The organism is Stenotrophomonas sp. SMYL86, from assembly GCF_036320025.1.
In the GTDB taxonomy this organism is placed as follows: domain Bacteria; phylum Pseudomonadota; class Gammaproteobacteria; order Xanthomonadales; family Xanthomonadaceae; genus Stenotrophomonas; species Stenotrophomonas maltophilia_A.
Window position 1 is genome coordinate 67,554 of sequence record NZ_JAWIRU010000019.1, and the last position, 12,251, is coordinate 79,804.

The window sequence follows — 12,251 nt, forward strand, 5'->3', positions numbered from 1 at the left end:
GCGCCGTGCTTTCAGCCCTGCAGCAGCTTCAGCACCGAAGTGGTCGGCTTGGCCAGGTTCAAGGTGTAGAAGTGCAGGCCGGGTGCGCCGCCTTCGATCAGGTGCTGGCACAGCTTGGCCACCACTTCAGTGCCGAATGCACGCACCGACTCTGCATCATCGCCATAGGCCTGCATCTTGCGGCTGATCCAGCGCGGGATCTCCGCACCGCACTGTTCGGAGAAGCGGCGCAGCTGGCTGAAGTTGGCGATCGGCATGATGCCGGGCGTGATCGGTACCTGCACGCCCAGCCGCCGCACTTCGTCGACGAAATGGAAGTAGGCATCGGGGTTGAAGAAGTACTGGGTGATCGCCGCATCGGCACCGGCGTCGATCTTGGCCTTGAAATGCTTCAGGTCGGCCAGTGCGTCGGAAGCCTGCGGGTGCGTTTCGGGGTACGCGCCCACTTCGATATGGAACGCATCGCCGTGCTCGGCGCGGATGAAGTCGATCAGTTCGGCGGCATAGCGCATGTCACCGGGGAAACCCATGCCCGACGGCAGATCGCCGCGCAGCGCGACCAGGCGGCGGCAGCCGATGGCGCGATACAGCTTGAGCAGCTCGCGGATTTCCTGACGGGTGCCGCCGACGCAGGACAGATGCGGTGCGGCATCGAAGCCATGGTGCTGGTTGAGGTGGCGCACGGTCTCGGAGGTATAGCTCAGGGTCGAGCCACCGGCGCCGAAGGTACACGACACGTACTCGGGACCGTAGTCCTTCAGCCTGGCCGCGGCGCGGTCCAGCTGGCTGCGCTGTTCGTCGGTCTTGGGCGGATAGAACTCGAAGCTGATGGCGGTCATGGCACGGGCGGCAGCGGCGGGTGTGGATCAGTATATCGCTTCATCAAGATGGATGTTGTCAATTTCTGCGGGCGTACATCATCAGCCGCCTGCGACCGTTCGCCCCGGCGATCGGCCGCTGCTCCGAAATCGCCCCCCGGGTGCCGTGGCCGGCGGCACGCTGAGCCCATTCCGGCACCACCCACCTGACGAAGGAGCAGACGATGAAGATCTTCCTGGCACTCTGGTATGCAATGAAGGCCCTGGTCCGGCTGGCGATGATCGGCATGGCGATGGCCGTGCTCGGCTCTGGCTCGGCGCACGCCGCCAGCGCCCCGGCGGCGGGCAAGGTGCAGGTCGAGGTGGTCGGCAAGGGCCGCCCGCTGCTGATGATTCCCGGCCTCAACAGCAGCGCCGAGGTGTGGCGCGAGACCTGCCTGGCCCTGAAGGATGTGCAGTGCCATCTGGTGCAGCTGCCCGGCTTTGCCGGTGCGCTCGCGGCCGATCCGCGCCCGGTCGAGTTCCTGCCGGCGATGCGCGGGCAGCTGCTGGCCTACCTGCATGACCAGCATCTGGGGCCGGTGGTGGTGGTTGGCCACAGCCTCGGTGGCCTGCTGGGCCTGCAGATGGCGCAGGCCGAGCCGAAGGCGGTCAGCGCGCTGGTGGTGGTTGACGCCCTGCCATTCCTGCCGGCCGCGCGTGACCCGAAGGCCACCGCTGACAGCGTGCGGCCGGTGGCCGACCAGCTGCGCAAGGGCATGCTGGCCGCCGACGCCGCGCAATGGCAGGCGCAGTTGAAGGCGGGCCTGCCGGGCATGACCCGCGATCCGCAGCGCCAGGCCGAACTGGGCCGCTGGGGCGAAGACAGCGACCGCCAGACCACGGCCGATGCCATGCATGCGGTGATGACCACTGACCTGCGTGACAGCATCGCCTCGATCGCCGCACCGACGCTGGTGCTGGGCAGCTGGGCCGGCTACCAGCCGATGGGCGGCACCGAGGCCGGCACCCGGGCGGTGTTCCAGGCCCAGTACGCGAAACTGCAGGGCGTACAGATCGCGATGAGCGCGCAGGGTTTCCACTTCCTGATGTGGGATGATCCGCGCTGGTTGCAGGAACAGGTGCAGGCCTTCCTCGACCGCCACCACTGAGTTTCAACACGCCTCGGAATGGACATGCCGGATTCCTCCTCGACGGTACGCTTCTGGCTGCTCAATGCGCTGGTATGGGCGCTCTATGGCGTTGCCGGAATCGGCCTGCGCCAAGCCTATTTCAGCGATGCCGGAAGCGCAGGCGTGTTGATCACGCTGGGCCTGGCGTTGGCCCTGTTCGGATGCAGCGGTGCCATCCGCGCGCTGGCGCTGCGTGCAGACTGGTGGGCGCGCGGAACGGCCGGGCTGTTGCTGCGGCTGGCGCTGTCGGTGGCATTGGGCGCGGCAGTGGCGCAGCTGCTGGTGAACATCGCGCTGCACTCGGCGCTGGCCTGGAACTGGGTGAGCCTGGGGCGGCAGACGGCCGACTTCAGCCCCAAGGCGCTGCTGCTCTACTGGTACACCACTGCGGTGATGCTGGCCCTGTGGGCAGCGCTTTGGGCAAGCCTGCACAGCCTGCGCCGGATACGCGGGGCGGAACTGGCCCGCCTGCGCGCCGAAGCCGGGCGCATTGCGCTGGAACGCGATGCGCTGCGTGCGCGGCTCAACCCGCACTTCATGTTCAATGCGCTGAACAACCTGCGTGCGCTGATCCTGGAAGATCCTGAGCGTGCGCGCGACATGGTCACCCGCCTGTCGCGCACGCTGCGCCAGGCGCTGGCGCACAACCGCAGCGAGCAGGTCACGCTGGCCGAGGAACTGGCGGTGGTCGACGACTATCTGGCCATCGAGGCGATCCACTTCGAGCAGCGCCTGCAGGTGCGGCAGCAGATCGATGCCGATGCCATGCAGGCGCAGCTGCCTGCGATGGCGTTGCAGCTGCTGGTGGAGAACGCGATCAAGCACGGCATCGCCAGCCGCCCCGGCGGCGGCGAGGTGCAGATCCGTGCCACGCTGGACAATGACGTGCTGCGCCTGCAGGTGGACAATCCGCTGGGCAGCGCCAACGAGCCCACCCCTGGGCATGGCGTCGGCCTGGCCTACCTGCGTGCGCAGCTCGGTACGCAAGGTCGTTTCACCCTGCAGCCGGTCGGCGACCGCATGCAGGCCCTGCTGGAGATTCCGCAATGAGTGGCGTGCTGCGCGTATTGATCGTTGATGATGCGCGGCTGGCGCGGCAGGAGCTGCGCACGCTGTTGTCGGCGCTGCCGTGGGTGCAGTGCGTGGGCGAGGCCGACGATGTGCCGGCCGCGCGCGAGGCGATCGCCACACTGGCGCCGGACCTGGTGCTGCTGGATGTGCAGATGCCCTCCGGCAGTGGCTTCGATGTGCTGGATGGGCTGGAGACGGTGCCGGCGGTGATCTTCGTTACTGCCTACGACACCTACGCGGTGCGCGCGTTCCAGGCCAATGCGCTGGACTATCTGGTGAAGCCGGTCGAGGCACCGCGCTTGCTGGAAGCGTTGCAGCGGGCGCGCCAGCGCGAGGTGGTGGCGGGCGAAACGCCGGAGCCGCGCAGCACGCTGGGCGCGCAGGACCAGGTGTTCGTGCGCGAGGGCGAACGCTGCTGGTTCGTCGCGGTCTCGGAGATCCGCCGGCTGGTGGTGGATGGCAACTACACGCGGCTGTGGTTCCGCGACCAGAACGCCCTGTTGACCCGCAGCCTGAGCGCGCTGGAGGCACGCCTGCCGCCGGATCTGTTCTTCCGCGCCAACCGCAACACACTGGTCAACCTGCGCCGTATCCGTGGGGTGTCGCCCAGCATCGGCGACGGCTATGACCTGGCGCTGGATGATGGCAGCGAGGTGGAAGTGTCGCGGCGGCAGGCGCGGGAGCTGCGTGAACGGATGGCGTTGTAGCTGCCGCTACAGCTCGGCACTGACCGGGCTGGTGATGAAGCCCCACAGCAGGCGCGCCATCACCGCCGGTGAACGTGCCTGCGCGCGGGTGTAGGCGAGCAGTGCATCCAGCCGCGAGCGGTCGTAGAGGTGCCCGGCCAGCAGCACCGCGTGCACACGACGGGTGTTGGCGGTGTCCTGCAGCGGGTTGCCGTCGAGCAATACCAGGTCGGCGGCTTTGCCGACCTCGACACTGCCATGCGATGCCTGCAGCTCCAGATGACGCGCCGCGTGCAGCGTTGCCGCGCGCAGCACGTCGGCCTGGCTCAGGCCTGCCTGCCGCAGCCACTGCAGTTCCTCGTGATAGCGGAAGCCACCCAGCCCGGTATCGGTGCCGACCAGCACGCTGACGCCGGCACGGTGCGCGGCACCGGTGAGGGCCAGTCCATGCTCGAAGTACGCCTTCAACGCGTCTTCGCCGCGCAGGCCAGGATAGCGTTCGGTGGTGGCCGTCAGATCATCGCGCCATGCCCAGCGCGAAAGTGGATCGAGATAGGCCAGACGTGGATCGTTGATGAAGGCGGGGTCGCGCGCACGCGCATCCTCTTCGCGGGTGACATGGGTGGGTACGAACGCGGCGCCGCTGGCCTGCATCAAGCCGAACGCCTCATTGCACACGGAAGGCTGGTAGCCACCGACCATGCGTTCGGCCAGTGCGGTCGGATCTTCGCCATCCAGCGTACCGCCGCGCCACGCGGCGGCGTTGTCGAAGCAATGACGCACGAACAGGTGCGCATGCTCGAAACTGCGCTGGCCTGCCTGAAGCGCGTCCTCCAGCGGAACCGCCCTGGGCAGGTGGCCGACCAGCGGGCGATGCAGGTGCCGCGCTTCGCTGGCCAGCCGCTGGTAGGTATCCGCACGCAACCGGTTGTAGGCCTTCAACGCGTCGACACCGCGCGCGCTGTACGTGCGCGCACGCTGTGCCGCGGTGTCCGGCGCCAACGCTGGATCTTCGAAATAGAAGCTGGCGATCTGCACGAAGCGCGGTGCGACCTGCTGGCCGGCAACGGCCTGTGCGGTCCAGCGGCGCTTGTCGGCCACGCAGGCGATCAGCGGATCGGTAGCCTGCGGGCAGTCCATCATGTCGCGGGTGCCGGTGATGCCATTGGCCAGCATCAGCGGGAACTGCAGCTGCGGCGACAGCTGCAGGGCGTGGGTGTGCATGTCCCAGAAGCCGGGCAGCAGCCAGCGGCCGCCGGCGTCGAAGACCGGCAACGCTGCATCGGCAATGCCTTCGCCGACGGCGGTGATCGTGCCGTTGCGGATGGTGACCGTGGTGGGTTCACTGACCTGGCCGCGCGCGACGTCCACCACCCGCGCGTTGACGATCATGCGGCTGTTGCCCGGCTCGGGCAACGGCGGTGCCGACAGCGGCCAGAGCAGAGCGGCGGCGAACAGCAATGGCGGCGCCAGCAGCAGGATGGTCAGGACGATCTGCCATCGCCGACGGTGGGCGGAACGGGGCAACGCGCGTGCTACATCCATGAGCCGGCGATCCTTGCATTGGGTCGCCCGCAGGGTGCTGCAAGCCGGACGCGGGCGCCAGTGACCATCGGCATCCGACCCTGCCTGCCTCCGGGGCGGTTACCCTGTGCGGTGGAACTCCTGACCACGCCACGCCATGTCCATCGTCCTCACCGATTTCGCCCGTCCCCGCCTGTTCCCGCGCGTGCCGCGTGGCAACACCATCCAGGACTGTACTGCCGAGCAGTTCGAGGCACACCTCAATGCGCACGCGCCGCTGAAGGTGCTCGACGGCTACGCCCCGTTCTGCAAGCTGTTCGTCTACGAGAACTGGACCAGCACGCGTTGCCTGACGGTGCCGGTCACCGACGCCAACCGCCACCAGCTGCGCAGCGGCTATGAGGCGCGCAACCGCGAGGAACTGCCGGTGCTGGTGCGCTGGTTCGAGGGCGTGGAGTCGCCGCGCGCGAATTATCTGGTGGTGATCCTGTACAGCGCCGGGCAGCTGGCGAAGGAGGGTTCACCGATCGAGGCCGACTGGGGCATCGTCGGCTGTATCTACACCGCCGAACCCGAAGAAGTACCGATGGCGCCGATCACCATGATGCGCAATGCACTGGGCGTGGAGGAGGGCGGTTCCGGTGTGCCGCTGGATCGCGAGGCTTACCAGCGCTCCGTCGCGTTCTGGGAGAACAACGCCAACTGGCGGCCGTGAGCCCACGCTGCGGCCGGACAGTCGGCATGTGAACAGGGAAGATTGCAGCGGGGCGCTACCATGGCGGTGGATCAACGCAGGGAGCACAGGGATGGATGTTCGCAGTTGGATGCCGTTCGCATGGGTCGCCGCAGGCCTGCTGGCCGCGTGTGAGGGCTCTGCAGCAAAATACGATGCAGGCGCTGCCTGTGGTGCTTTGTCCGACGTGACGCCGATCCGCGATGCCGGCGTGGGTTCACTGCAGGCGCAGGCAACGTCGGGGCGCTGCACGTTCCATGTGGAAGCGGATGACGCTGCAGCGCTTTCGCGTCAGCAGTCGTTGCTGCAGAGCGTGTCGGCGATCGCCTGTGGTGCGCCAGCCACCACCTGGCCTTCGCAAGGGGCTGCAGGCTTCGACCTGCAGATGCCTGCACGTTGCCCACTCTCTTCCAGCACGCCGTTGATTGCCCGGGAAGGAGGCTGGCACCAGCGGCGACTTTCGTCGGTCCCGACGTATCCTGCGGCCGCCATGCGCGAGGCCCAGCAGGGAGGTGTCGAGCTGATGCTGCTGCTGGATGCGCAGGGCAAGACCCAGGCGATCATCCTGTCCCGATCCAGCGGCTACCCGCTGCTCGATGCGGCGGCGCTCAAGCACGCGCGTGACTGGCGCTACGAGCGTGAAGCGGCAGGCAAGGCACCAAGCATGAGCCTGATACGCGGCACGGTCACGTTCAAGCTCAACTAAGGCGTCTGCAGGGCGGGCTCGGGCTTCCACTCCCACCAGGTGTAGTGGTATTCGCGCTCGGTCGCGCTCCATTGCTGCGCGCAGCAGGTGCATGTCAGCCGGTAGCATTCGCCCCAGCCGTCCTCCGCTTCGCCCCGTGCACGCAGCTGCACGTGACCTTGTTCCAGCAGCGGCTCGGGGCTGAAGAACACATAGGATGGGTAGAGCGCGCACAGGCAGCCTTCGCGTGCCTGCCAGTAGCGCAGCCGTTGCAGGGCCGCCTTGAGGTGCGCCTGGTTGCTGATCAGCATGCCGCCAAGGGCGATGCCTTGGCAGCTGCGTTCGATCGTATCCACATGCGCGACCAGCGCGTCCAACGATGAGGCGCTGAACAGCCGAGCGACCGTACGCGCGGCATCGGTGATGCGCGTTGCATCGCGCGACAACAGGTCCTGCAGCAGCACATCGGCCTGTGCATCGTCGAGCCGGGGTATCGGTGCTGCAGACCACGGCCAGCGCATCAGCGTGACTTGCCGATGGCAGCGTAGTGGCCGGCAGTCAGCCGCAGCAGGTCGGCCGGCGCCAGTTCCACTTCCAGGCCGCGGCGACCGGCGCTGACATGCAGGTTGGGCAGTGCCAGTGCGCTGGCGTCCAGGAAGGTGCGCAGGCGCTTCTTCTGCCCGAGTGGGCTGATGCCACCGACCAGGTAACCGGTCGCGCGCTGCGCGGCATCGGCCGCGGCCATTTCGCACTTCTTGCAGCCGGCTGCTTCGGCCAGCGCCTTCAGGTCCAGCTGGCCGGCCACCGGCACGATCGCCACCAGCAGCTCGTGTGTCTCGGTGCTGGCCAGCAGGGTCTTGAACACCTGGGCCGGGTCGAGGCCGAGCTTGTCGACGGCCTCGCCCCCATACGATTCGGCGTGGGCGTCGTGCACGTAGCTGCGCACGGTGTGGGCGATCTTCTCGCGCTTGAGCAGGTTGATGGCCGGAGTCATGGGGGCATCCTAGCGCGGGGCAGGGGTGTTGCCTTGACCGAGGCTATTGTTCCCGCTCCGGTGGGGAACATCCACGCATGGCGTGGATCTACTGTGGGTTGGCTGGGGGATATCCACGCATGGCGCGGATCTACTGGGGCCGGACGATCAGTAGATCCACGCCATGCGTGGATACGTGGTGTACGGCCACACGCGAACGCAGAACGGGCGCCCGAAGGCGCCCGTTCCGTGTGTTGCATGCACCGGTAGTGCCGGCCGCTGGCCGGCACCGCGCAGGCATCAGTAGCGGTAGTGGTCCGGCTTGAACGGGCCTTCCACCGGCACGCCGATGTAGTCGGCCTGTTCCTGGCTCAGGGTGGTCAGCTTCACGCCGATCTTTTCCAGGTGCAGGCGGGCCACTTCTTCGTCCAGCTTCTTCGGCAGCAGGTAGACCTTCTTCTCGTAGCTGTCCTTGTTCGCCCACAGGTCGATCTGTGCCAGGGTCTGGTTGGCGAAGCTGTTGGACATGACGAAGCTCGGGTGGCCGGTGGCGCAGCCCAGGTTCACCAGGCGGCCTTCGGCCAGCAGGAAGATCGCGTTGCCGTTCGGGAAGATGTACTTGTCCACCTGCGGCTTGATGTTGACGTGCTTGATGCCGGCGAACGACACCAGCGCATCGACCTGGATCTCGTTGTCGAAGTGGCCGATGTTGCAGACGATGGCCTGGTCCTTCATCGCGCTCAGGTGCTCGATGCGGATGATGTCCTTGTTGCCGGTGGTGGTGACGTACAGGTCGGCACGGCCCAGGGTCGATTCGATGGTGTTGACTTCATAGCCTTCCATCGCCGCCTGCAGGGCGCAGATCGGGTCGATCTCGGTGACGATGACGCGCGCGCCGTAGGCACGCAGCGAGGCCGCACAGCCCTTGCCGACGTCGCCGTAGCCGCAGACCACGGCCACCTTGCCGGCCAGCATCACGTCCATCGCGCGCTTCAGGCCATCGGCCAGCGACTCGCGGCAGCCGTACAGGTTGTCGAACTTGCTCTTGGTGACCGAGTCGTTGACGTTGATCGCCGGGATCAGCAGGGTGCCGGCCTGGGCGAGCTGGTACAGGCGGTGCACGCCGGTGGTGGTCTCTTCGGAGACGCCCTTCCAGTCCTTGACCACGCGGCCCCAGTAACCAGGGCGCTCCTTGGCGACGCGCTTGAGCAGGTTCTTGATGACCTGTTCTTCGTGCGAGGCAGAGGCGGTGTTGACCCAGTCGCTGCCGTTTTCCAGCTCGTAGCCCTTGTGGATCAGCAGGGTCACGTCACCACCGTCGTCGACCACCAGCTCCGGGCCGGTCAAGGTGCCGTCGGCCAGGGTGAAGGTCAGCGCGTCCAGGGTGCAGTCCCAGTACTCTTCCAGGGTTTCGCCCTTCCAGGCGAACACCGGGGTGCCGGTGGCGGCGATGGCGGCAGCGGCGTGGTCCTGGGTCGAGAAGATGTTGCACGAGGCCCAGCGCACGTCGGCACCGATGTCCTTCAGGGTCTCGATCAGCACGGCGGTCTGGATGGTCATGTGCAGCGAGCCGGTCACGCGCACGCCCTTCAGCGGCAGCTCGGCCTGGTACTTGCGGCGGATCGACATCAGGCCCGGCATTTCGTGCTCGGCGATGTCCAGTTCCTTGCGGCCCCAGTCGGCCAGCGTGATGTCGCGGATCTTGTAATCACCTTCGGTGGAGAAGGTCTTGGCAACAGCGTTCATTCGTGTGCTCCGGTTGTGGGCGAGCGGGTGCTCGCATCTAGCCGGGCGCCGTTGTTACAAAGCCACCTTACCGAGCCTGGCCGGGCCTCATGGGATCCGGTCGCAGCGCCCCTCGGCAGGGGAGAACCCCCATTATATCGCGGCCCCGGCGTGACATCCGGATGACCCAACCATCGGCAGGTGGGATCACGTGCACGGCCTGTTAAGGTCGGTGTTTTCACGCATCACACAGGTGGAACGATGAGCATGCACGCGCGCCGCACACGGCGCTGGACCGGCCTGGTCCTGTCGATGGGATTGCTGGCGGTGGCCCCGCTGGCCTGGGCCGCGTCCCCGCAGCCCGCCCAGGTACAGGCCCAGGGCGCCACCGGCTACGAACTGCCGTCGGCGGCGCTGCAGGCGGTGGTGGACGCGCCGCGCGCGCCCTCGCTGTACCTGTCGCCGCGCCGCGACGTGGCCGCGATGATGCAGATGCCGTCGCTGCCGTCGATCCAGGTGGTGGCGCAGCCGGAGCTGAAGCTGGCCGGCCTTCGCATCAACCCGCGCACGTTCTCCGACAGCCGCTTCAGCTTCGGCGAGAAGTTGTGGCTGATGAACGTGGCCGACGGCAAGGAACGGCAGATCAGCGGCCTGCCGGCCACGCTGTCGATCGCCAGTGTGATGTGGTCGCCGGACCAGAAGTGGCTGGCCTTCAACCAGGTCGATGCTGCCAGTGGCGCCAATGAACTGTGGCTGGTGGACGTGGCCGGCGGCAGCGCCCGCCGCCTCGTTGCTGGCCTGAACACGGTGATCGGCAGTGGCTACCAGTGGCTGCCGGACAGCCGCGGTCTGGTGGTGTTCACCCGCCCGGCCAACCTCGGTGCGGCTCCGGCCGCCGATGGCATCCCGACCGGTCCGGCCGTGCAGCAGACCAGCCAGGGTGGCGGCGTGGTGTCGATCCGTACCTACCAGGATCTGCTGAAGAACGAGGCCGACGCGCGCCAGTTCGATTACTACGCCACCACCCAGCCGATGGAAGTCAGCCTGGATGGCAACACCCGCGCGATCGGCGCGGCCGGCATCTTCATGGGCTTCTCGGTGTCGCCGGATGGCCGCTTCGTGCTGCGCCAGCCGGTGCAGCGGCCGTATTCCTACGTGGTGCCGGTGAGCAGTTTCCCGCGCCGCATTGAAGTGATCGACCGGGCCAGCGGCAAGCTGGTGCACACCGTGGCCGTGCGTCCGCTGGTGGAAGGTCTGCCGACCGGCAACGACGCTGAAGTGACCGGCGTGCGCGATATCAGCTGGCGTGGTGATGCCGATGCCACGCTGGTCTGGGCCGAAGCCCAGGACGGCGGCGACCCGAACAGGGAGGCCAAGGTGCGCGATGCGGTGCTGATGCAGGCTGCGCCGTTCGACAAGCCGCCGGTCACGTTGGCCCAGCTCGGCAGCCGTCTGGTGGGCATCAACTGGGGCCGTGGCGACCTGGCCCTGCTGACCGAGTCGTGGTGGAAGACGCGCAAGACCAGGACCTGGCTGATCGCCCCGGACAATGCCGGCGCCGAGCCGCGCCTGCTGTGGGATCGCGACGGGCAGGACCGCTATTCCGATCCGGGCCGGCCGCTGTTGTCCAGCGACGACCGCGGCCGCTCGCTGCTGCAGACCAGCGCCGATGGCAGCAGCCTGTATCTGGCCGGTGCCGGTGCATCGCCGGAAGGCGATCGTCCGTTCGTGGACCGCTTCGACGTCGCCACGGGCAAGGCCACCCGCCTGTTCCACTCGCAGGCGCCGAGCTATGCGCTGCCGGTGGCGCTGCTGGACAACCAGGCCAGCTCGTTGCTGCTGAGCCGCGAGAGCCCGGATGAGCCGGCCAACTTCTACGTGCAGTCGCTGGCCGATGCCGGTGCTGCACCGCGTGCGCTGACCCACTTCGCGCATCCGCTGCCGCAGTTGAAGGGCGTGCAGAAGGAGCAGATCCGCTACAAGCGCAAGGATGGCGTCGACCTGACCGCGACCCTGCTGCTGCCGCCGGGCTACGACCCGAAGCGCGACGGCCCGCGGCCGCTGCTGATGTGGGCCTACCCGGGCGAGTTCAAGAGTGCGGCTGCGGCCAGCCAGGTGACCGATTCGCCGTACCGCTTCAATGCGGTCAGCTACTGGGGCCCGCAGGCGTTCCTGGCCAAGGGGTATGTGGTGCTGGCCAGCCCGTCGATGCCGATCATCGGCGAGGGCGACAAGGAGCCGAACGACACCTACATCGAACAGTTGGTGGCCAACGCGCAGGCAGCCGTGGATGAAGTGGTGCGCCGTGGCGTGACCGATCGCGATCACATCGCCATTGGTGGCCATTCCTACGGTGCGTTCATGACCGCCAACCTGCTGGCGCATACGCGCCTGTTCAAGGCGGGCATCGCGCGCAGCGGCGCCTACAACCGCACGCTCACGCCGTTCGGCTTCCAGGCCGAGGAGCGCAACTACTGGCAGGCGCAGGACGTCTACCAGAAGATGGCGCCGTTCAACTACGCCGACAGGATCAAGGATCCGATCCTCTTCATCCACGGCGTGGACGACAACAACTCCGGCACGTTCCCGATGCAGAGCGAGCGCATGTTCGCCGCAGTGAAGGGCCTGGGTGGTACCGCGCGTCTGGTGATGCTGCCGAACGAATCGCATGCCTACCGTGCACGCGAGTCGATCATGACCATGCTGGCCGAAAGCGAGCGCTGGCTGGAGCAGACCATCGGCCCGGCCGAGCAGGGCAAGGCGAAGAAGAAGCGCTGACGTGACCCGGTAGTGGGGGGGGGGGGGGGGGGGGCGCCGCGGGGGCGGGGGGGGGGGCGCTGGGGCGGGGGGGCGCGCGGGGCCGG

General features: G+C 67.5%; 11 protein-coding genes and 1 riboswitch. Of the genes, 6 read left to right on the forward strand and 5 right to left on the reverse strand.

Annotation, left to right across the window (positions count from 1 at the left end):
• Positions 1-11 precede the first annotated feature (11 nt).
• Positions 12-839, reverse strand: a complete 828-nt coding sequence (gene metF / locus V3B64_RS17980; protein ID WP_329914625.1) for a methylenetetrahydrofolate reductase [NAD(P)H] — start codon at positions 837-839, stop codon at positions 12-14.
• Positions 840-1,042: 203 nt separating this feature from the next.
• Between metF and V3B64_RS17985 the strand changes: the two genes are divergently transcribed.
• The 3 genes from V3B64_RS17985 to V3B64_RS17995 are packed head-to-tail and all read left to right on the forward strand — an operon-like array spanning position 1,043 to position 3,768.
• Complete coding sequence (locus tag V3B64_RS17985) at positions 1,043-1,969, forward strand: alpha/beta hydrolase (protein ID WP_329914626.1); 927 nt, start codon at positions 1,043-1,045, stop codon at positions 1,967-1,969.
• Positions 1,970-1,993: 24 nt separating this feature from the next.
• Positions 1,994-3,040 (forward strand): histidine kinase, encoded by a 1,047-nt coding sequence (locus V3B64_RS17990; protein ID WP_329914627.1) that lies wholly within the window; start codon positions 1,994-1,996, stop codon positions 3,038-3,040.
• Positions 3,037-3,768: a LytTR family DNA-binding domain-containing protein gene (locus tag V3B64_RS17995; protein WP_049399799.1), complete on the forward strand. Its 732-nt coding sequence runs from the start codon at positions 3,037-3,039 to the stop codon at positions 3,766-3,768. The genes V3B64_RS17990 and V3B64_RS17995 overlap by 4 nt, the downstream gene beginning before the upstream one ends.
• 6 nt (positions 3,769-3,774) lie before the next feature.
• Here V3B64_RS17995 and V3B64_RS18000 read toward each other — a convergent pair whose 3' ends face one another.
• A complete protein-coding gene (locus V3B64_RS18000; RefSeq protein WP_329914628.1) occupies positions 3,775-5,292 on the reverse strand; it encodes an amidohydrolase family protein in 1,518 nt (505 codons plus the stop codon).
• Positions 5,293-5,428: 136 nt separating this feature from the next.
• On the opposite strand from V3B64_RS18000, the gene V3B64_RS18005 reads away from it, so the two are divergent.
• Entirely contained in the window at positions 5,429-5,986 is a 558-nt protein-coding gene (locus V3B64_RS18005) for a DUF3228 family protein (RefSeq protein WP_065722784.1), read from the forward strand.
• 91 nt (positions 5,987-6,077) lie between these two features.
• Positions 6,078-6,710 carry an energy transducer TonB gene (locus V3B64_RS18010; protein ID WP_329914629.1) on the forward strand — a complete coding sequence of 211 codons (633 nt, stop codon included), beginning with the start codon at positions 6,078-6,080 and terminating at the stop codon, positions 6,708-6,710.
• On the opposite strand, the gene V3B64_RS18015 is transcribed toward V3B64_RS18010, so the two are convergent.
• The 3 genes from V3B64_RS18015 to ahcY all read right to left on the reverse strand — a co-directional run bounded on the left by V3B64_RS18015 (position 6,707) and on the right by ahcY (position 9,408).
• Complete coding sequence (locus V3B64_RS18015; protein WP_049425051.1) at positions 6,707-7,210, reverse strand: hypothetical protein; 504 nt, start codon at positions 7,208-7,210, stop codon at positions 6,707-6,709. The two genes, V3B64_RS18010 and V3B64_RS18015, sit on opposite strands and share 4 nt — an antisense overlap.
• Positions 7,210-7,683 (reverse strand): Cys-tRNA(Pro) deacylase, encoded by a 474-nt coding sequence (gene ybaK / locus V3B64_RS18020; RefSeq protein WP_329914630.1) that lies wholly within the window; start codon positions 7,681-7,683, stop codon positions 7,210-7,212. The genes V3B64_RS18015 and ybaK overlap by 1 nt, the downstream gene beginning before the upstream one ends.
• Before the next feature lie 279 nt (positions 7,684-7,962).
• Positions 7,963-9,408 carry an adenosylhomocysteinase gene (gene ahcY / locus V3B64_RS18025; protein WP_014036003.1) on the reverse strand — a complete coding sequence of 482 codons (1,446 nt, stop codon included), beginning with the start codon at positions 9,406-9,408 and terminating at the stop codon, positions 7,963-7,965.
• A 36-nt stretch (positions 9,409-9,444) separates the two neighbouring features.
• A riboswitch (S-adenosyl-L-homocysteine riboswitch) is annotated at positions 9,445-9,528 on the reverse strand.
• 120 nt (positions 9,529-9,648) lie between these two features.
• On the opposite strand from ahcY, the gene V3B64_RS18030 reads away from it, so the two are divergent.
• Entirely contained in the window at positions 9,649-12,165 is a 2,517-nt protein-coding gene (locus V3B64_RS18030; protein ID WP_121504886.1) for a prolyl oligopeptidase family serine peptidase, read from the forward strand.
• The last annotated feature ends 86 nt before the right edge of the window (positions 12,166-12,251 follow it).